18 protein-coding genes and 1 riboswitch are annotated in these 19,762 nt (G+C 43.3%); of the genes, 10 read left to right on the top strand and 8 right to left on the bottom strand.

Translation table 11 applies throughout. The features are described from left to right. Nucleotides 1–81: 81 nt before the first annotated feature. Together FZC79_RS09125 and FZC79_RS09120 are read right to left on the bottom strand one after the other, a co-directional pair. Nucleotides 82–1,659, bottom strand: a complete 1,578-nt coding sequence (locus FZC79_RS09125) for a GGDEF domain-containing protein (protein ID WP_187442710.1) — start codon at nt 1,657–1,659, stop codon at nt 82–84. A 265-nt stretch (nt 1,660–1,924) separates the two neighbouring features. Next, complete coding sequence (locus tag FZC79_RS09120) at nt 1,925–2,617, bottom strand: YqjF family protein (RefSeq protein ID WP_148946503.1); 693 nt, start codon at nt 2,615–2,617, stop codon at nt 1,925–1,927. A 165-nt stretch (nt 2,618–2,782) separates the two neighbouring features. Between FZC79_RS09120 and FZC79_RS09115 the strand changes: the two genes are divergently transcribed. Both FZC79_RS09115 and FZC79_RS09110 read left to right on the top strand, forming a co-directional pair. Next, the gene (locus tag FZC79_RS09115) at nt 2,783–3,019 is read left to right on the top strand and encodes a hypothetical protein (protein WP_148946502.1); all 237 of its coding nucleotides are present in this window, start codon (nt 2,783–2,785) and stop codon (nt 3,017–3,019) included. A 148-nt stretch (nt 3,020–3,167) separates the two neighbouring features. Then, nucleotides 3,168–4,724 carry an ABC-F family ATP-binding cassette domain-containing protein gene (locus FZC79_RS09110; RefSeq protein WP_148946501.1) on the top strand — a complete coding sequence of 519 codons (1,557 nt, stop codon included), beginning with the start codon at nt 3,168–3,170 and terminating at the stop codon, nt 4,722–4,724. 209 nt (nt 4,725–4,933) lie between these two features. On the opposite strand, the gene FZC79_RS09105 is transcribed toward FZC79_RS09110, so the two are convergent. Beyond that, entirely contained in the window at nt 4,934–5,383 is a 450-nt protein-coding gene (locus FZC79_RS09105; protein ID WP_148946500.1) for a GNAT family N-acetyltransferase, read from the bottom strand. Between the two features lie 292 nt (nt 5,384–5,675). Between FZC79_RS09105 and FZC79_RS09100 the strand changes: the two genes are divergently transcribed. Then, on the top strand, nt 5,676–7,307 hold the full coding sequence (locus tag FZC79_RS09100) for an amidohydrolase (RefSeq protein WP_148946499.1): 1,632 nt from the start codon (nt 5,676–5,678) through the stop codon (nt 7,305–7,307). Between the two features lie 301 nt (nt 7,308–7,608). Here FZC79_RS09100 and cls read toward each other — a convergent pair whose 3' ends face one another. After that, nucleotides 7,609–9,117 (bottom strand): cardiolipin synthase, encoded by a 1,509-nt coding sequence (gene cls, locus FZC79_RS09095; RefSeq protein ID WP_148946498.1) that lies wholly within the window; start codon nt 9,115–9,117, stop codon nt 7,609–7,611. 228 nt (nt 9,118–9,345) lie between these two features. Between cls and FZC79_RS09090 the strand changes: the two genes are divergently transcribed. Then, nucleotides 9,346–9,537 (top strand): CsbD family protein, encoded by a 192-nt coding sequence (locus FZC79_RS09090; protein WP_148946497.1) that lies wholly within the window; start codon nt 9,346–9,348, stop codon nt 9,535–9,537. 113 nt (nt 9,538–9,650) lie between these two features. Further along, a complete protein-coding gene (locus tag FZC79_RS09085; RefSeq protein WP_148946496.1) occupies nt 9,651–9,797 on the top strand; it encodes a lmo0937 family membrane protein in 147 nt (48 codons plus the stop codon). A 107-nt stretch (nt 9,798–9,904) separates the two neighbouring features. Here the strand turns inward: FZC79_RS09085 and FZC79_RS09080 are convergent, their stop codons facing one another. Both FZC79_RS09080 and FZC79_RS09075 read right to left on the bottom strand, forming a co-directional pair. Beyond that, entirely contained in the window at nt 9,905–11,029 is a 1,125-nt protein-coding gene (locus FZC79_RS09080; protein WP_148946495.1) for a DEAD/DEAH box helicase, read from the bottom strand. Nucleotides 11,030–11,127: 98 nt separating this feature from the next. Then, nucleotides 11,128–12,414: an ATP-binding protein gene (locus tag FZC79_RS09075; protein WP_148946494.1), complete on the bottom strand. Its 1,287-nt coding sequence runs from the start codon at nt 12,412–12,414 to the stop codon at nt 11,128–11,130. A 968-nt stretch (nt 12,415–13,382) separates the two neighbouring features. On the opposite strand from FZC79_RS09075, the gene FZC79_RS09070 reads away from it, so the two are divergent. Further along, complete coding sequence (locus FZC79_RS09070) at nt 13,383–13,682, top strand: hypothetical protein (protein ID WP_148946493.1); 300 nt, start codon at nt 13,383–13,385, stop codon at nt 13,680–13,682. Between the two features lie 63 nt (nt 13,683–13,745). On the opposite strand, the gene FZC79_RS09065 is transcribed toward FZC79_RS09070, so the two are convergent. After that, nucleotides 13,746–14,516, bottom strand: coding sequence for a DeoR/GlpR family DNA-binding transcription regulator (locus tag FZC79_RS09065; protein WP_148946492.1), 771 nt, complete (start codon nt 14,514–14,516; stop codon nt 13,746–13,748). A 212-nt stretch (nt 14,517–14,728) separates the two neighbouring features. Then, nucleotides 14,729–16,012, bottom strand: a complete 1,284-nt coding sequence (locus tag FZC79_RS09060; RefSeq protein WP_148946491.1) for a homoserine dehydrogenase — start codon at nt 16,010–16,012, stop codon at nt 14,729–14,731. Between the two features lie 160 nt (nt 16,013–16,172). Then, nucleotides 16,173–16,277: riboswitch (TPP riboswitch) on the top strand. Nucleotides 16,278–16,480: 203 nt separating this feature from the next. Here FZC79_RS09060 and tenA point away from each other — a divergent pair. From tenA to FZC79_RS09040, 4 genes are read left to right on the top strand one after another with little or no spacing between them, the layout of a single operon-like run. Beyond that, nucleotides 16,481–17,155 carry a thiaminase II gene (tenA, locus tag FZC79_RS09055; protein WP_148946490.1) on the top strand — a complete coding sequence of 225 codons (675 nt, stop codon included), beginning with the start codon at nt 16,481–16,483 and terminating at the stop codon, nt 17,153–17,155. Beyond that, nucleotides 17,148–17,924: an ABC transporter ATP-binding protein gene (locus FZC79_RS09050; protein WP_148946489.1), complete on the top strand. Its 777-nt coding sequence runs from the start codon at nt 17,148–17,150 to the stop codon at nt 17,922–17,924. Before tenA ends, FZC79_RS09050 begins: the two co-directional genes overlap by 8 nt. Continuing rightward, complete coding sequence (locus tag FZC79_RS09045) at nt 17,921–18,673, top strand: ABC transporter permease (RefSeq protein WP_148946488.1); 753 nt, start codon at nt 17,921–17,923, stop codon at nt 18,671–18,673. Before FZC79_RS09050 ends, FZC79_RS09045 begins: the two co-directional genes overlap by 4 nt. Then, a complete protein-coding gene (locus FZC79_RS09040) occupies nt 18,670–19,674 on the top strand; it encodes an ABC transporter substrate-binding protein (protein WP_187442709.1) in 1,005 nt (334 codons plus the stop codon). The genes FZC79_RS09045 and FZC79_RS09040 overlap by 4 nt, the downstream gene beginning before the upstream one ends. Nucleotides 19,675–19,762: the final 88 nt, after the last annotated feature.

The raw sequence follows: 19,762 nt of genomic DNA, 5'->3' as shown, positions 1-19,762 counted from the left end.
TAAAAATCGATACTATCATTATATTCTACATTAAACAAATAAGCACCTTCAAGATTTGGCAATACACCTTTTTGCCCAGCGTTAATGGAACTGGTAATTATTTTTTCCATGCTGTTTGGCAGCATACATTGCCATATCAGCAGCCTGAAGAAGTTCGTTGGCATTCCTGCTGTCTTCAGGAAAGAAGGATGCACCAAGGCTGAAGGTGATGTTCACTTCTTCTCCATAGATGGAATATCCTTTTTCATTAGCCTTAAAAAATTTCTGAATGAGGGATTCAATTTCTTTCTTCGATTGACATCCTTCCAAAATAACCACAAATTCATCCCCTGACTGCCTTGCTATGAAGGCGTCTGGCGGGAATTCCTGTTTTACTCTCCTTGTAAATTCAATCAGCAGCTCATCACCATATGAGTGGCCAAGCCGGTCATTGATTTCCTTAAATTTATCAATATCGATAAATATAAGGGCAAACTCCACCTTCTTCCCTTCCTCGAGAGATTTCTCGAATAAGGTTTTCAGTCTTCCTTCCAGTGCCCTCCGGTTCCATATATCCGTAAGTTGATCATGAAGGGCCATGTACTTTAACCTGGATGAAGACTTTTCAAGTTCAGCATTTTTCCGGCTTAACTCTTCCGTCCTTTTATCCACCTGATTCTCTAAATCCCTGGCAAGCTCTTGGTAGGATAACGTCATTTGATTCAAGTGGGAACTTGCCAGAAGCTGTCTGGAATAAACAAGGAATATGATGATCAGCAGCCCTGCACCGGCTGTTGAATCCTGACTGGTACTGAAAATAAGAAACAGTATGAGTATGTTTCCGATATTGACGACACTTCTGGCTACAGGGTATGAACCAGCCTCATAGTAAAAGATGTTTTCTCCCCGTCTGAAAGAAGATCTTTTCAGATACAATTGCAGCGCAGCAATCCCCTGCAGGACAATTGCTGAACTCCACATTACTTCCAGCAGGCTGTTCGGTTCAAACCTGCCGTAATATAAGGCAAGCAAATGTATACAGTCACTTATGAAAAATAGTGCTATAGAACAGATGAGTAAAAGCATGGTTTTCAATGGAAAAAAATATTTTTTCAGAAACATGGTCGCTGACAAGGCAAATAACAGGAGCAGTTCCAGAGCGGGATAAATAAATGATGTTATCCCCAGCCCATAAGCAACACCAGCTTCTTCATAGAGAGGATGAAGCCAATAAACCCATAGTATGGCAGTGACAGAAAAATAGATGATCAGAATATCAATCGCAAAATAGATAACCTGATAACGGTTTTTTATCGCAAATGTCAATAATGAAAATGCTGCAATATACGACAGAAGATTCAATATGTATAGGATATTGCTCCAAAGCGGAACAGAATCAAGACCGCCGGCCAGTTTTTCCTCATAGAACCAGACAACTTCAGCCGCTGCATAGAAAATGGTTGCCAGCAGAAGCAGGCCGATAAACCTCCGCTGCAGCCCTTCTGTTCTCTTGACTGCCAGGAGCTGCATCAGAAATGTGAACACAATGGCCGCCGCAGCCATTGCACTTACTCCCAAAGCTTTTATCTCACCGTCTAATGTGAGGATCCACCCGCAAAATATTATCACAAAAACTGCCAGTCCAAATAGTGCATTTCTTATGTAAATCGTTTCCTTCATGTCCATCGCCCTATTCTACTTAAATTCAAGCAAGGTTTATTTTTTAGTACAGTGACTTCCATATGTCTTGGTTTCCGCACGCTCGTTAAACTATTTACAAGGTTTGGAAGGTAGTCTCTTTCTCTTTCATTGAACCTCAGTCCGTTTTACCAGCTGTTCCATGACCCCTTTACCCTGATAAAGTATTTCCAAAACTCTTTTCGTTACTTTCAGACTAGTATATAATAACCATGCGCTTCACGCTTTGGAGGTTTATAAAAATCGCTTAACGGGATAAGGGCCAAATATAGGCAGTGAGGCTGGGTGAATAGCATTGATGAACTTCTGTCTCCTCTTCCTTTGGCTGCGGCCATAAAGATTGTTCCTTTATAAAAGAGTGTCCTTCATACAATTCCCATGGCTTATGTTGAATTGCGCCTTTATAGACTCTATTATTTTTTATAGTCCACAAGCAATATCGTTCAGTCAGCCACTCTGTCAGTGACCCTTTAACTGTATGGATTCTTTCTCCTGGGGTATACTCTATTTTCAAAGACTCTCCATTTGTTCCTTTATGGACTCTCCTCGTGCTGTACTTCACTGTTCCATTACTGACCTCCATCTTCATATCAGCATTGAAGTAGGGCAGGGAAAAGAAGCGCCGTGCGCCGGCAACTGCAGGGGCATGATTTGCATCCAGGCTGAAGAAATAAACACCCGGCTCTCCTTTATACTTAACATATGTACGGACATTGCATTCAAGGAAGGAACGCGCAAACGGAATCTCAGGGAGTCCGCGGACCCTTATATGATTCATGGAGAATGGAACGATCCCAACCCACGCTTTCCCTTCATATGTATCAAGTTCCAGCTGTGCTGGCAGCTTTGCTCTCAGTTCTTCCACAGGTACTTGCCAATGAAGGAACAATAAGTTTTCCCAAGTTTGCTTCATCATCCAGCCGGACATATCTTTATCCATGCTTTCTCCTCCTCTGCTTCTTCAGAATTTCAGAATGAATCCTTATTGCATAGTTTTACTCAAAACCAACTAACTTTTCAAATCATGAACTGCCTACTGAAACGTTTGCCCCTATATGGAAACCGGGAATGTATACTATACCAATTCAAAGGGGGGAGTCACAGCGTGAAACTCACGAGGTGGAGTTATTCCAGAAGATTTAACATCAAAGCGAGCTTTGACAGCTTTCCCCATTCGACCGTTCTCTTCCGTAAAATCAAAGGGTATTACTTTGTCTATAACGTCTATTGGTCCCCGGAAGACCCCGTCGTCACCCGGACAGAACTCATTGAAATGGAGCTTCTACTTAACAGGGAGCTGGGTTCAGAAGAAGAATACATCAGCCGCCGGAGCCTGAACTGACTTTACTTGCTGATTAACATGGGGTTAGGATAACCTTTATCTGCCCTGTCCTTGTTACGATTAATTTTTTCCATATACTATTCATCTGCTTTTAACACCTTTATAATGAAATGAGATAAAAAGAATTCAATAGAAAAGGTGCTTTCAAATGAGTATATTAACAGTAAATAATTTAAGCCATGGCTTCGGTGACAGAGCCATTTTCAATGACGTATCCTTCCGTCTGCTAAAAGGTGAACACATTGGTCTTATCGGCGCCAATGGAGAAGGAAAATCCACCTTCATGAATATCATCACCCGCAAACTCGAGCCGGATGAAGGAAAAGTACAATGGGCAAAACGGGTCCGAGTCGGGTATCTCGATCAGCATACTTCTCTTGAAAAAGGAATGACGATCAGAGATGTACTAAAGACCGCTTTTCAATATCTATTCGATATGGAAACAGAAATGAATGAACTATTTGCCAAAATGGGAGAGGTCTCCCCGGAAGAACTTGAAAAGCTGCTCGAAGAAACCGGTACGCTTCAAGACGCACTTACAAACAATGATTTTTACATTATAGATGCAAAAGTCGAAGAAATTGCCCGCGGGCTAGGCCTGGATGAAATCGGCCTTGAGCGGGAAGTACAGGATTTGAGCGGAGGACAAAGAACGAAAGTCCTGCTCGCCAAGCTTCTGCTGGAAAAGCCTGATATCCTGCTGCTTGATGAACCTACCAACTACCTTGATGAACAGCATATTGTCTGGCTGAAGAGATATCTGCAGGAATATGAGAATGCATTTATCCTCATTTCCCATGATATCCCGTTCCTGAACAGTGTCATCAATCTCATCTATCACATGGAAAACCAGGAGCTTAACCGTTATGCCGGTGATTACGATGATTTCCAAAAGGTTTATGAAATGAAACGCCAGCAGCTGCAGTCTGCTTATAAAAAACAGCAGCAGGAAATCTCTGAGCTGAAGGACTTTGTGGCCCGGAACAAAGCCAGAGTGTCCACAAGGAACATGGCTATGTCCCGCCAAAAGAAACTGGATAAGATGGACATCATCGAACTTGCAGGCGAAAGGCCTAAACCTGAGTTTCACTTCAAGCCTGCCAGAACTTCAGGCAAATTGATTTTTGAAACAAGAGACCTTGTAATTGGATATGATGAACCACTTTCCAAGCCTCTGAACCTTCGAATGGAAAGAGGCCAGAAGATTGCTCTATACGGAGCCAACGGAATCGGGAAAACCACATTGCTGAGGAGCATCCTTGGCGAAATCAAACCTGTATCCGGAGAAGTAGAATTAGGAGAACATCAGCACATTGGCTATTTCGAACAGGAAATTAAAAAAGCCAACTACAACACCTGCATCGAAGAAGTCTGGAGCGAGTTCCCGTCCTTCACTCAATATGAAGTCAGGGCGGCCCTCGCGAAATGTGGCTTGATGACGAAGCACATCGAAAGCAAAGTTGAAGTGCTGAGCGGCGGCGAAAAAGCGAAAGTCAGACTGTGCAAGCTGATCAACAGAGAAACCAATATCCTCGTCTTTGATGAGCCGACAAACCATCTGGATGTCGAAGCCAAAGCCGAACTCAAAAGAGCACTGCAGGAATATAAAGGCAGCATCCTCCTCATTTCCCATGAACCTGAATTTTATCAGGATATTGCGACAGATATGTGGAACTGCGAATCGTGGACGACAAAAGTATTTTAATCTGTGATGCAAAAATTTTTTCGCAGTCCACTATAACTAATAAAAACGCAGCGATAGTTTTACAGCGCTGCGTTTTTTTTTGCATTTGGGATTATTCGTGCATCTCTAAAGGGGTTCCTGGAACTATCAAAATAGGTTCACCTTTTCACCGGATCCCACAAAAGAATGGCATAGGGACAGAGGCTCCGTTTCCTGACAATCGAACAAATTTAGAGACTATAAGTATAATGAAACTCAGTATGCTTTACGAACCCGAACTTTTCATAAAGTTTTTGTGCGTTATAATTATCATGCGCAGTCTCCAGAGTTACTCCCTTGGCACCTGTGGATTCGGCAAGCTGTTTTGCGTGATTCAGGAGTTCTTCGCCAATCCCTCTCCGCCTTGCTTTTTCAGCAACAAACAAGTCATTCAGGAGCCAATGAGTTTTCAAGGACACAGAAGAAAAAATCGGATATATCTGGGTAAAGCCCAGCGGCTCCACCACCTCTCCCTGTTCTTCAACCGCGAGGAAAATGACAGACTCCTCTCTTTCCATACGCTTTCTTAAAAAATCCCTGCAGCTCTCTATGTCACTTTGCTGTTCATAGAAAACTCGATATTGATTAAACACTTCTGAAACTAAATCCAGATGCCCAATGTCAGCTTTTAAGACTCTCATTCTCAGTTCCCTCCTTCATAAATCCCCTGTTTTATAGTGATTCTATGCTCGCTATTCAGTTTTTCAGCTTATGTTAACGTATGGTTAGATGCCAAGATCTAAAGATTTACAGCTAAGTCGTTTTTTACATTACCGAGAAAACAAGTATTCCACCAAGGTAGTGTACTTGTGATCATTGCACAGCAAATGAATAAATACACTTTCTATTCCAATCATTTTTTTTCTATAGTAACATGATTATAAGTGTTTTCCATAATTTTCTCACTACTTTTACCACAAGGAGAAATGTAATTTGAATAAACAATGTGCAGATATCATCATTAAAAGCGACTCGATTTTTACGGCAGATAGAGACTTACCGCTCCAAGGGGCTGTCGCAGTAAAGGGCGACACAATCCTGGCAATTGGATCAGAAGAGGAATTAGGGCAATACAAAGGTTCTCATACAAAAGAAATCGAAGCTTATGGCAAATTAGTCACTCCCGGTTTTCATGACTTTCACGTACATTTGTGGCTCGGGGCCATGTTCCAGGAGTATGCTTCACTCACCTTCTGCGGAAGTGAGGAGGAAGCAGCAGAAAGAATAGCACAGTACGCTGAACAACATCCAAATGATCCATGGGTGCTCGGATTCGGATGGCATCACGTCAGGTGGCCCGGCCAAAAGCTGCCTGCCCGCCATTCACTGGATCAGCGCATAAAGGACCGTCCTGTCTTTCTTTTGAATGAAGAAGCACATAGTGCCTGGCTGAATACCAAGGCATTGGAAATCCTGGGAATTGATGAAATGACACCAGAGCCTCCATTCGGCGTAATAGAAAAGGATGAGGATGGCAAACCTACAGGGTTCCTATATGAAACAGCTGTTGGTTTAGCCGTGGAAGCCTTCAATCTTCCTTCTGAAAAAAAGCACAAGCTGATGAAATCTTTTTTAGAAAAAGCGGGCAGACTCGGGATTACTTCGATCGGCGATATGCTTCCGCTCCCAGGTTTTACATTGGGAGATCTTGAGGAATACAAAAGATTTGAAGATGAGGGAAAGCTGACGGTCCGTATTCATTTCCTTGCCCCTTTAGACGGAGACCTCGAGAAGCTTTCTTATTACAGCAGGTTTGACTCGGATAAACTTCAGCTTTCTGGACTCAAACAATTCATTGATGGTGTTCCTTTAACCTATACAGGCTATCTGTTGGAACCTTATTCTGACCGCACTTCCACAAATGGCGGTACGATTTATTCAAAAGAAACTTACTTTAAATGGATTGAAGAAGCGGATAAAAAAGGATACAGAGTGAGGCTTCATGCCTGCGGGGATGCAGCGGTGAGGCTGGCGCTGGATGCTTTTCAACATGCAAGAAACGTTAATGGCCCGCGCGACTCCAGGCATACAATTGAACATATCGAAGTCATCCATCCTGATGATATTTCAAGATTTTCGGAGCTGGGTGTACTTCCTTCCATGCAGCCGGAGCATTTATCATCGAGCTCCATGGAATCACATGAATATATTGACCGGCTCGGACCAGAGAGACTGCCTTACACGTGGCCAATCGGAGAATTGGAGAAAAGCGGTGCCCAGCTCGTTTTTGGAAGTGATTACCCCATCGTGGAGCTGAATCCAATGCTGGGGATCTACAGGGCAGTTACAAGGAAACATGAAGACGGAACACCTTCCCGGGGCTGGAACCCTCAGCATAAAATCAGTATCGCTAAAGCACTTACCCATTTTACAAGGTCACCAGCTTACGGAAACTTCCGGGAGAACGATCTGGGAACTCTCCAAGCCGGTAAAAAAGCGGACATCGCTATATTGGACCGCAACCTATTTGAATGCGAGCCTGAGGAGATCAAAGGATGCAAGGTCCTGTGGACGATAATGGATGGCAGGATTGTATATGATATAAAAAATAATCCAAAAGCATAAATAAGCACCGGAGACACAGCAACGCGCTGCCGCACCTAAGGGACGTTCCCTGGTGGTACGGCAGCGCGTCAATGTATTAAAAGGGACTGTCCCTCTTACCTTAGTGGTTATTGTACCGTTCAGTTGAGCCAGGTTCAATTTCCTCTTTTTGAGCCTGGCTCAATTCACGCCTTTTGAGCCTGGCTCAGATTCCACCTTTTGAGCCTGGCTCAATTCCTACTTTTTGAGCCTGGCTCATTTCACGCCTTTTGAGCCTGGCTCAGATTCCACCTTTTGAGCCTGGCTCAACTAATTACCTTTATTACAAAACTCCCGAGAAGAGCCTCGCAAATGATTCCTTCGCCCGCTCCACTACACCCCTCTTGTAGTATTCAACCGGCCTGACCCTCACGCTGTCCTCCATGTCCTCTTCATAATGGGCCGCCAAATCGCGAATGGAGCTGTTCCCGAGCAGGAAGACATTGACTTCAAAATTCAAATGAAAGCTGCGCATATCCATATTGGCTGTTCCTATCGACGCAAGGTTCCCATCCACTATGATGATTTTCTGATGCATAAAGCCTTTTTGATAAGAGTAAATTTCTACTCCACAGCGGATCAACTCGGAGAAATATGACCTTGTGGCATACTGCGTAAGAAATCCGTCATTGATTTCCGGCACCATAATCCTGACTTCAATGCCTTTTGAGGCAGCGATGCGAAGCGCTGTCCTGATTGATTCAGTCGGTACAAAATAAGGAGTGGCAATCCAAATCGATTTAGTTGCTGAAGAAATTAGTGAATAGTACAGATCGCTCATAATTCCAAGCTGAGTGTCCGGTCCGCTGGCGACAACCTGAACCGCACCATCCAGTTTTTCCGATTGTATATAGGGATGCCCCTGGTATTTTTCAAGAATCATTTCACCTGATACGTATTCCCAATCCAGCAGGAATACTGTGTGAAGCGTAAATAATGCCCCTCCTTCAAGCATCATATGAGTATCCCGCCAGAAGCCGAACTTTTCACTCTCCCCCAGGTATTCGATTCCTACATTCAAACCTCCCACAAAACCGAATTCCCCATCAATCACGATGATTTTCCTGTGGTTTCGAAAGTTGAACTTTTGATTAAAGAAACCGTATTTCAAGGGCAGGAAAGGCTGCACTTTAACCCCAGCCTGATCCATTGCCTTGACGTCCTTTGAAGAAAGATGCATACTGCCGACAGCATCAAAGATGAAGAGGACTTCAACACCCTGCTCTGCTTTTTCTATCAGAATTTCAATAATTTCTTTTCCCAGCCGGTCGGAACGGAAAATGTAGTATTCCATGTGTATATATTTTTTCGCGTTCTTTAATTTATCCTTGATCTCATTAAAGGTTTCATCCCCGTTTTTCAAGATTTTTGTTGTTGAAGAAGTGCTGATCGGTGACCAAGCGACTTTATTTGAGAAACTGGCGAAATTTCTTTGGTTATCCTGAAGAAAGGCCAAATCAGGTGAATTCTCCTTTTTAAGCAGCTTCTGCCATTCCTCGCGGTCATTCCTGCGCTTGCTTTTAAAAAGGTACCCTTTTAAATACAACTGACCGGAGTACAGGTAAAAGAAATAACCGAAGACCGGGAAACAGACCAATACATAAATCCATAGCAAGGTATGCTGCGCTGATCGATTTTCAAGGATAAGTGAAAGAACACTGATCAAGATGATAATGATGTAAATAGCTGCTGCCGCCAATTTTATGTAGGTAGGGTATCCGATGGAAAGGAAGATATACACGCATGCAATCAAAATAATGACAAATAAAAATTCAAGCCTTCTCTTTTTCATATGACCAATCCCTCAAGTTAAGAATACTTCCCTGTCGGATAAAAAATTCTATCCTCTATTGTTTCACATAACCCAATAACTACGCTAAATAATTTTTATTATGCTGAAAGTAGAAAAGTTCTTTTATGTATTCCCTGTTTTCTATAAAACCTAACCTGTATCCACCTATGTTTAACTAGAGCTAAAAAAGGTAAAAGAATAATAAAACCACGAAAGGATGATTTTCATATGAGTAAAGATAACGGTATGAAAGACAAGCTTAAAGGTGCCGCAAAGAAGGCTGAAGGAGAAGTTAAAGAAAAAACAGGAAAAGCTTCGGATAATCCAGACATGCAGCATGAAGGCAATGTCGATAAAGCAAAAGGAAAAGTACATGAGACAGTTGGAAAAGCAAAGGATGACCGTGCAGACAAATTTTAATCCTCTGCAATTTTGCTTAAGCACTCTGCAGCAGAGTGCTTTTCTTCTTTACTAGTTTAAATTTTTCAAAATGAGGGAAGTTAAACTTAACATGTCAAAGGAGGTTTCCATATATGCTCTGGACGATAATAGGTATTTTAATTGCCTTGTGGCTGCTCGGTCTTCTGTTTGAGATCGCTGGAGGTATCATTCATATTCTCCTTATCATTGCAGTCATTGTTCTTGTATACAAGTTAGTTATTAAAAGAGGAAAACGATAAATGAAGGCCCGGATTGAAACATTCAATCCGGGCCTTATCTTTCTCATTTATTCTTCGTTTGCTATTCGGCAAGAGCCCTGCACTACTGTCGGAGGGGATCCTCCATGTTATCGATCTTCTGATATTTGCCCGCCATGGACACGCTTCTTGGTCACTTTGAGGTCCAATTCGCCGGCCATCTTTTCCAAAAAGCTTTCCTCTCTTTTGGTGACTAAGGAAATGACTGTCCCGGATGCACCCATTCTGCCTGTTCTACCAGAGCGGTGGATATATTGCTTTGTGTCTGTTGGGAATTCGAAATGGATGACATGGGTGACTCCGCTGATATCCAACCCTCTTGCTGCCACATCTGTAGTAAGAAGCATAGGGACTTTCCCGGCCCTGAATCTATCCAATGAATGCTTTCGTTCCATTTTCTTTGATTCTCCTGCCAGGACCTCCAAGGAAGTTTTCTGGTATTTCAGCTTCTCTTCTACCTCTGATAATTTTTCAAGGCTATTGAAGAATACCAATGCTTTAAGATCATTGACGTTGGACAGCTTGCGGAGCACTTCTATCTTATCTCGCTGCTCAGACAACAGGTACCCATGCTCCACATTGGAGGATGAAACGATGCCTTGATTGACTCGGATCACTTCATAATTGTCCATAAGTTCTGAGGCGACTTCGTCCGTAGTATCCGAAAGGGTAGCTGAAAAGAATAAAAGCTGCCTGTCGGCCATAGTTGACTTGATGACCTGCCTGATATCGTTAATATGTTCTTTGCCAATCATAGAATCAAATTCATCAACGACAATTGTTTTGATCTCATGCATTTTCAATTTCTTCATTTTAATCAATTCCATGATTCTGCCGGTGGTTCCAACAATGATTTTGGGTTTCTTTTTTAGTTTTTCTATTTGATTTTTTACGTTGGCTCCGCCTATCAGGGCGATGCTGTTGATTCCGGTATTCTTCGTCCATTTCTGCACTTCTTGATGAATCTGCATGACCAGCTCATGGGAAGGTGCCAATATAAGGGCTTGAGCCTGCATTCTCTTTTCATCAATGCTATTTAGAATGGGTAAAAGGTAAGCGAGCGTTTTGCCTGTTCCTGTCGGCGATTCACAGACAAGATTTTTCCCTTCCAGAATTTCCGGGACTGCTTTTTTCTGAATTTCCGTTAGCTCCTTGAAATCGGATGCTTTCCAAGCGTCCTGTAGAAAAGGCTTTAGTTCTGTTAGATATTCCATTTATTGATTCCTCTCTCTGTTAAAGATGCTGTAGTCCATTCTACACCATGTGATATGGAAAAGCTGTATTGTAATAGTATTTTCCTGATAGATACTCATCATGACAGTGGCAGGGTAATGGTAACTGTTGTTCCTTTTCCTTTTTCACTCTCATACGTGATTTCACCCTGATGCCGTTCAACGATTTTCTTGCACACAGCAAGCCCAAGGCCAGTCCCTTTTTCTTTCGTCGAATAAAAAGGTTCTCCAAGGCGGTCGATCCGCTCCTGATCCATACCCGCACCGCTGTCCTGTACCTTTATTAACGCCTGCGTCTCTGTTTTTGCTGTCACGACTTTTACGAACCCGTGATCATCAATTGCCTCTACCCCATTTTTTATTATATTGATTAACACTTGTTTCAATTGGTTTTGGTCGGCATTAACGAACATGGGACCATCTTGGGAAGGAGCGAAGTCAATTCCCACGTTATCCAGATTCGCTTGCGCTTCCATCAATACAATGACCTGTTTGATGGTATCATTGACCTCTTCTTTGCCAAATAAGATGTCCTGCTGTTTTCCAAGAATGAGCATTTCACCTGAGATGAGATTGATTCTTTCGATCTCAGAAAGCATTATACCGAGATGCTTATCGTCTGCTTTCTTGGTTACCTGCATTAATTGTACAAATCCTTTCAAGGATGTTAAAGGATTTCTTATCTCATGGGCCACTGCCGCTGCTAACTGTCCAATGACCGAAAGTTTCTCAGAGGCTATCATCATCTCTTCATTCTCCCTATAGTGGGTGATGTCTCTTGCCATACCGAAGACCCCTATGATCTTTTCATCAACAATGATGGGGAGAAGGGTGCAGCGAAGGAGACGATTATTTCCAGACTTACCAAAAATGTTCATTTCAAACTTTTCAGGTTTTCCCAGAAGTGTTTTCCTGAATAGCTCTTTTACATAGTCTCGATCTTCAGGGTGTATTAGAAAATCCAGTGGCTTGCCTTTTAAATCATCTACCGGGCGGCCTATGATTTCTTCTCCCTCAGGATTCAAGGCTGCCAGTTTTCCTTCCCGTGTAATCTCAAATACGGCATCAGGATTGTGGTGAAATAATGATTGGTAATGCTGATTGCTCTTTTGCAGCTGCTTCTCTTTATTCTTCAGTTTTTCTGCTGACTCCACGAGCCTGGATGCCCGCTGATAAACCAGGATATAAATAAGAAATCCAGTTATCAGTATGAACAACCAGCCCTTATATCTTTGAAAAAAGACGTATGCCCCCATCTCATTCTCAGCCAGGATTAGGGAGAACCTATCGGAAAATATAATCCATAGAGCGCCGATGACGATGTAAACAACCGCTATTTTCGCTGCAATTTTTTTTGATTCTTCCATTTGTGGTCTTCCCCTGCCATCTGTTAATTTATACACCTATAATACCTCACTTGGAGTAATTTATGTTTGTCATCTTTAATAAGGAGGTTCTCGCAAAGATTGTGGCTGCGTAACAAAAAATGGATTTCCGCTCCAGGCGAACGACTCCGCGGGGCGGGCGGTGAAGCAAAAGTGGAAGCGGCCGTTCAGCGACGTACAGATTTTAGGGCTCTCGTATGAGATAAAGGAATCACGAAGAGCGATAGCGATTCGATGATGACTTATCGCAAGGAGAGAGACCGAAATCTGCTAGTCGCTGGCCGCTGGAGCTGAATGAGCCTCCTCGGCTTCGCCTGTATAAAAAGTGGAAGCGCCCTGCTCAGCCCCGACAGGCAAATGTTCCGGAGAGAAAAAAAGGCGGTTTTTCCTTTTATTCTCTCCGGGTTATTTGACCCCGAGGGGCTGGGCGCTGCAACTAGATTGGGGGTCTCACCTGTCCCACTAGTCCCGCAGGAGATCGTACGCCTTCCGCTACAATCCTCCTACGTAAAGGGGGATGAAGGAAAAACCGCATTCTAAAATCAGCAATTAATTAAAAAAACTATTAAATAGACTTAGACTTTTTTCACATTATTTTTACTTTCGGCAGGTTCCCCCTCCGGGTACTAAGAATTTTCTCTCAAAACGGGGAGCACTATATTTCTTTTGGCATACCAGAATAGAAATCAGTTATCTTACGAAATTTTAAAATAGCAACAAAGTATGCGAAAAGAGCCTTACATAGGGAAGTTTTCATATGAATGATTGCTTTCAGACCTTTTCCAGTGATACATGAAAAAGACAACTTTTCCTTTCCTGCTTATACAGATATTTGAGGTGAACTATATATCGTCTATACAGAGTTTAAGAAAAGAACCTTCACTAATCAAAGACTCAACGTTTTAGTTCCATCTTCACCGGTTACTTAATAGTAAGAGGTGAATAATCTGATGTGGGAAAAATACAAGTGCAAAGATTTCAGCAAAACCGGCAATGTAACATTGCCCAATCAATGGAGGAAGCAGTTCGGGCTTGTTCCTGGACGGCAGGCGGAAATCTGCTATGACGAGGAAGCCATCGTGATTAAAAAACCGGAACAAAACAGCACGAATAATAAGCGGTATATTTCCGAGAAAGGCGCGATTCATATTCCAAAAGAAATCCGGGACATCAGCGGGATCCAACCACATCAAGAATTCTGCCTGTTTGTGGATGAGCAGGGCAAGTGCTTCATCTTGAAAGTTGTTTAAACCAGAATTATAGCGCAAAAAAGTGAAGCGATTTTGCTCACTTCACTTAAATAAATACAGGATTTATTTATTTTTAGGTACCTTTATTATCTTCACTCCATGTGATTCAAGCTCATCCACTTGAGCAGAAGTAGTAGCTTCATCAGTTAAAATGATGTCCAGTTTTTTCAAAGGATACATACTGGTGAACAGGTCGGCTCCCACTTTGGTGTGCTCAACCAGCGTTATGATCCGGCGTGAGTTTTCATAAACTTTTTCGTGAAACAGAGCCACTTCGGGAGTTGATGTACTTAAGCCTCTTGCTGTCAATCCTCCTCCAGTAGCAAAACATAAATCATAATGAAAACGTTCCGCGAATTGGGCAGCAAGGGGATCTGTGATATTGCCGGAAACCTTCATCTTCCCGCCGATCACATACGTATGGATATTTTCAAACTCTCTCAGCTGATAAGCGATCTCAACAGAATTCGTTACCACTGTAAATGAAAATTCCTTTGGCAGGTAAGGAAGCATTGCATAATGGATGGACGCACCGCCGATAAAAACGGTTTGCTCTGGATTGATATAGGCAGCTGCCCTTTCAGCAATCTCTTTTTGATAAGAAGTGCTCACCCCAAACCTTTCATCATTATTCCTTGGCATTGACCTTACTGCAGGCAGAGGAATGGCGCCGCCATGCGTCCTTTTCAGCTGCTGGTCGTCTTCCATGATGGACAGGTCCCTGCGAATAGAATCGATTGAAACATCAAATTGCTCCGCGAGCTCTTTTACAAGAACCCTGCCTTCTCTTTCAAGGGTTTCAAGGATCTTCTTTCTTCTTTCCTCAGAGAACATTATAATCCCGCCTTCCAATTCTTTCATTACTTCCTATTATTGCCGTTTTGTTCATGATTAGTCAACCAACATCTCTTCTTTGTGCTGATTTTTACGCACCGAAATTTATTAAGGAGTCTCCCAACCCTATGTATGTTTAAAGTTACTAAGAATAGGTTCGCTGTCCACTGACGATCAAAAGAAAAAACCAGTAAGATACTGGTTTAAATTTCTTAAATCTCAATGCGGTAGTAACTTCCCACACGTTTGACCACACTGGAATCATTCAACTCTACTAAGATATCTTGAAAGCTTTTTCTGGAGGCTTTGTGTGTCACCAGTACGATTTCAGAGATACTGCCTCTTGTTGGATTTTGCCATATTTTTTCTACAGAGATTCCCTCTTTTGAAAAAAGTGTTGTCACTTCTGCAAGTGTACCCACTTCGTCTTCAACCACCAGCCTGATAAAATACTTTTTGAACACTTCATCCGCTTTCATCATCTTTTTGGTGAATTGCGGAAAGGCTGCACTGTGGCCGTTGACCCCGAGCCTCATATTCCTCATGACTCCAACAAGATCGGAAACAACGGCAGTAGCTGTAGGCAGACTTCCTGCTCCCGGCCCGTAAAACATCGTTTCTCCAACTGCTTCTCCGTAAACATACACTGCATTATTCTCATTTTTCACTGCTGCCAAAGGATGCGAATCAGTCACCAAGGCAGGCTGAACGGTAACATCGATCTTCTCGTCATCTCTTTCAGCGACCCCGATCAGTTTCATTGTATAGCCCAGTCTTTTTCCATAATCAATATCCTGCTGTGAAATGTTGGTTATCCCTTTGAACCTGACATCATGGAGTCCGACATTCATTGAAAACCCGAGTGTTGACAATATGGCCATTTTCCTTGCTGCATCAATTCCCTCGACATCAGCTTCAGGGTCCGATTCTGCGAATCCCAATTTCTGAGCCTCAATCAGGGCTTCCTCATAGGATTGTCCTTCATCACTCATTTTCGTGAGTATATAATTCGTTGTCCCATTAACGATTCCGATGATTTTGTGGATGCGGTCTGAGGCAAAGCCATCTGCCACACTGCGTAAAATAGGGATCCCCCCTGCCACACTTGCTTCGTAAAATAAATCGCATCCATTCTTTGATGCGGTTTCTAACAATTCCGGTCCGTGAAGTGCCATAAGATCCTTATTGGCAGTTACCACGTGCTTCTTTTTTTCAAGGGCTCTGAGGAGAAGCTTCCGCGTTTCCTCAATTCCTCCCATCACTTCCACAATGATATCAATGTCAGGGTCATCCACTATTTCATTGGAATCTAACGTCACCAGCTCGGGATCCACCACGACTTCCCGGGATTTTTCGGTATCCTGGACCAATATTTTTTTTATCCCAACTGGACATCCTACCCCATGCACCAGTTTATCCTGATGATTGCGTATCACCTTCACAACGCCGGAACCTACTGTACCCAGCCCTAACAGCCCGATCGAAATCTTTTCCAATCTTCCGCCTCCTATCACTCACACTTTCGTATTGTATGAATGTATTCAGCAAGATTCGGGGTATTCCTGCATAATTTCAATAATATTTTTTTCTTAACTGGATGTTGCAGAAATATTCAGAGTATGATAGATATGTTATGTACAGACAATTTCATATTTTGAACAACACTAGGGGTGCGTTTAAGCTGAGAGAGACATTTACATGTCTTAACCCTGACTACCTGATCTAGGTAATACTAGCGAAGGGAAGTGGCGGACATATGTATGCATTGCAGACAGTAGGATCGTACTGCCTGTATTCTCTTTACATACTTAAATTTGTGCCAGACCACTTTCTTTTTGAAAGTGGTCTTTTTGTTGTCAATAAAGGGGAGGACATAATTCTATAAAATCTTTTATTAAAAGGCATCAGAGGGATGAGAAGAACGACTGCTGACATAGGTTTCTTACGAATAAGGAGGAGAAATGATGAAGTTTACTGACCGTTTGTATCAGAAGGTACAACCCATTTGGAACAAAAATCATCAGCACCCTTTCGTCCAGGGAATCGGCCAAGGGACGCTCGACCGGAACAAATTCCGCTTTTATATGATTCAAGACTATGTATATTTAATAGATTTCGCCAAGCTATTTGCTTTAGGGGCCGTGAAAGCAAGAGACCCAAAGACTATGGGGGAATTCGCAAAGCTGCTGGATTCCACTTTGAATGAAGAAATGGCTTTGCACCGCCAGTATGCAGAAAGGTTTGGCATTTCAACTGAGGAGCTGGAAACTGCTGCGCCATCTCCCGTCACACTCGCTTATTCTCATTACATGCTTCATGTCTCTGAAAATGGAACTCTTGCTGAATTGGTGTGCGCCCTTCTTCCCTGTATGTGGAGTTACTGGGAAATCGGCAAGGACTTGAACACCATAGATGGTGCCGCAAGCCATGAATTTTATGGAGAATGGGTATCGATGTATTCATCTGATGAATTCGGCTCTTTATCTCTGTGGCTGATTTCCCTGCTTAACCGCTTAGCAGCCGGAAAAAGCGAAGAAGAATTAATGCGATTAGAAGAAATCTTCTTGAACACAAGCCGCTTTGAATTCATGTTTTGGGACATGGCCTGGAACGAAGAAATGTGGCCGGCGGATGACTGATCTGCTTACCCTTGAGCATGTTTCTTTCTCTTACATAGGCGGCACAAAACAGTCCCCCGGCCACGTACTCGATGGACTCTCGCTTTCTATCAGACAAGGAGAATTCGTATCAATCATCGGTCCCAGCGGTTCTGGCAAAAGCACTTTGTTCCGGCTGATTACCGGCCTGGAAAATCAGACCTCCGGCAGGATCCTTTTCCATGGAGAAGAAATACAACAGCGCCTGGGACAGGCAGGGTATATGCCGCAGCAGGACCTATTGCTGCCATGGCGTACAGTTAGGGAAAATGCCATCCTGCCTCTTCAGCTGCAAGGGATGAAGAAAGAAAAAGCGTATGAAGAAGTCGGAGGGTTACTAAAGGAATTCGGCCTAAGTGGACATGAAGACCGGTACCCTCATAATTTATCCGGCGGCATGCGCCAAAGAGTTTCTTTCCTGAGAGCAGTACTGAGCGGGAAAGATCTTCTTGTACTGGATGAACCATTCAGTGCTTTGGATGCTATCACAAAACTTTCCATGCAGGAATGGCTTCTTGATCAATGGAGCAAATGGAGGAAAACCATCCTGTTCATCACCCATGATGTGGAGGAAGCCTTGTTTCTGGCGGACCGTATTCTTGTATTCAGCACTATGCCTGTATCACAACTGACGGAGATTAAGGTTCCTCTGCCAAGGCCCCGCGATTTCAGGGATCTTTCTCACGCAGATATTCAAGGCTTGAAAACAACGCTGATTTCCGAGTTAAGGAAAATGGTGTCCCATTCATGAGAGAGCGGCGCAATTATATAAACTCATCTCTTGTGATCCTTTTCTTTCTGATGATTTGGCAGATCGGAGCAGCCCTCTATAATAAACCTTTTATCCTGCCGACTCCGGGGGAAATCGCAGCTGAACTCTGGGAGTTGAAAGCGGTTTTGATCATAAAACACCTGCCTTCCACCATAATCATCATTTTAATCGGTTTAGCATTCTCGGTAGCACTCGGTATTACCCTGGCTGTCTTAATGAATTTCAGCAAATCGGCAGAACGGACTTTTTATCCGATTCTTATTGCTTCCCAAACCATCCCGATCATTGCCCTCGCCCCTATTTTTGTACTTTGGTTTGGCTATTCGATTTGGAGCAAGATCGTGGTAACCGTACTCATCACCTTTTTCCCCATCACGGTCAGTACCTTTGATGGACTTCGGTCTGTCAGCAAGGACTTGAAAGAACTTATGCTGACGATGGGTGCCGGAAAAAGAGAGGTCTTCCTGAAACTCAGCGTCCCTTCTGCTCTTCCGCATTTTTTCTCAGGACTGAAGGTGGCTGTCACCCTGAGTGTCATTGGCGCCGCTATCGGAGAATGGCTTGGGGCAGAAGCCGGGCTGGGGTACTTCAGCCGCAGGATGATGACTCAGTTTAACGGTGCAGCAGTGTTCGCTCCCATTGTCCTATTATCGATTGCCGGCATTGTCTTATTTTTGCTTGTGACTTTGTGTGAAAATATATTTTTAAAATGGAGGAAATCCTTATGAAGAAAATGCTTATGTTCATGATTCTTGCCAGTCTTGTGATAATGGGAGGCTGTTCTCAAGAGGACACCGCTGCTTCAACAGAGGAAGAAGAATTGGAAAAACTGACAATTATGCTGGACTGGTATCCTAATGCCGTACATAGCTACCTTTATGCTGCAGAAGAAAAGGGGTATTTTCAAGATGAAGGTCTGGACGCAGAGATCAAATTTCCGGCAAATCCAACCGATCCTATCAATCTTGCGGCTGCCGGGCAGATTGACCTCGGAATCTCTTATCAGCCAGATGTCATCATTGCAAGAGCCAACGAGGGCATTCCCGTCAAGTCTGTTGCAGCCATTGTGCGCTCTCCATTGAATCATGTGGTTTTCCTGGAAGACAGTCCGATTCAATCACCCAAGGACCTGGAAGGAAAGAAGGTCGGGTACCCCGGGATTCCATTGAACGAAGCTCTTCTCAGCACGATGGTAGAGGCTGACGGCGGAGATCCAGCCAAGGTTGATACGATTGACGTCGGATTCGAGCTGGGCTCATCGATTGTCAGTGAAAAAGCTGATGCCGTCATCGGAGCCTATATCAACCATGAAGTTCCGGTACTGAAACACGAAGGCTATAAAACCCGCCTTTTCAATCCAGTTGACTACGGGGTACCGAGCTTTTACGAACTGGTTTTCACCACAAATGATGAGACATGGAATAAAAAAGAAGAAAGCATCCGTGCATTCTGGCGTGCTGCCACTAAAGGCTATGAATTCATGAAGGAAAACCAGGACGAAGCACTGCAAGTCCTGCTGAGCAGCCAGGATGAAGCAAATTTCCCGCTGGTCGAGGAAGTGGAGAAAGAAAGCATGAGCATCCTGCTGCCCAAAATGGAGTCAGAGGATGAAGCGTTCGGAAGCCAAAGCGAAGCCTCTTGGCAGGAAACCATCGATTGGCTGAAGAAGTCGGGGCTGATTGAGGAAAAACCGGATACAGAAGATATTTTCGTTAATATCGCAGAATGAATAATCAGCAGAAAAGGACTTCTTTGTCGGAAGTCCTTTTCTCATACTCTGAGTCGTTTTGTTGCTCAAGGCAACTATGGTACTCAGA

It is taken from the genome of Rossellomorea vietnamensis (assembly GCF_008180615.1).
Taxonomy (GTDB): Bacteria; Bacillota; Bacilli; order Bacillales; family Bacillaceae_B; genus Rossellomorea; species Rossellomorea vietnamensis_D.
Note: the sequence above shows the minus strand (reverse complement) of the source record. Positions and strands in the feature narration are given on the sequence as shown.

Coding starts and splice junctions, on each gene's coding strand:
- FZC79_RS09125 (WP_187442710.1), bottom strand. CDS start 1,659: ATGAAGGAAACGATTTACATAAGAAATGCACTATTTGGACTGGCAGTT.
- FZC79_RS09120 (WP_148946503.1), bottom strand. CDS start 2,617: ATGGATAAAGATATGTCCGGCTGGATGATGAAGCAAACTTGGGAAAAC.
- FZC79_RS09110 (WP_148946501.1), top strand. CDS start 3,168: ATGAGTATATTAACAGTAAATAATTTAAGCCATGGCTTCGGTGACAGA.
- FZC79_RS09105 (WP_148946500.1), bottom strand. CDS start 5,383: ATGAGAGTCTTAAAAGCTGACATTGGGCATCTGGATTTAGTTTCAGAA.
- cls (WP_148946498.1), bottom strand. CDS start 9,117: ATGAAAAAGAGAAGGCTTGAATTTTTATTTGTCATTATTTTGATTGCA.
- FZC79_RS09090 (WP_148946497.1), top strand. CDS start 9,346: ATGAGTAAAGATAACGGTATGAAAGACAAGCTTAAAGGTGCCGCAAAG.
- FZC79_RS09085 (WP_148946496.1), top strand. CDS start 9,651: ATGCTCTGGACGATAATAGGTATTTTAATTGCCTTGTGGCTGCTCGGT.
- FZC79_RS09080 (WP_148946495.1), bottom strand. CDS start 11,029: ATGGAATATCTAACAGAACTAAAGCCTTTTCTACAGGACGCTTGGAAA.
- FZC79_RS09075 (WP_148946494.1), bottom strand. CDS start 12,414: ATGGAAGAATCAAAAAAAATTGCAGCGAAAATAGCGGTTGTTTACATC.
- FZC79_RS09070 (WP_148946493.1), top strand. CDS start 13,383: ATGTGGGAAAAATACAAGTGCAAAGATTTCAGCAAAACCGGCAATGTA.
- FZC79_RS09065 (WP_148946492.1), bottom strand. CDS start 14,516: ATGTTCTCTGAGGAAAGAAGAAAGAAGATCCTTGAAACCCTTGAAAGA.
- tenA (WP_148946490.1), top strand. CDS start 16,481: ATGAAGTTTACTGACCGTTTGTATCAGAAGGTACAACCCATTTGGAAC.
- FZC79_RS09050 (WP_148946489.1), top strand. CDS start 17,148: ATGACTGATCTGCTTACCCTTGAGCATGTTTCTTTCTCTTACATAGGC.
- FZC79_RS09045 (WP_148946488.1), top strand. CDS start 17,921: ATGAGAGAGCGGCGCAATTATATAAACTCATCTCTTGTGATCCTTTTC.
- FZC79_RS09040 (WP_187442709.1), top strand. CDS start 18,670: ATGAAGAAAATGCTTATGTTCATGATTCTTGCCAGTCTTGTGATAATG.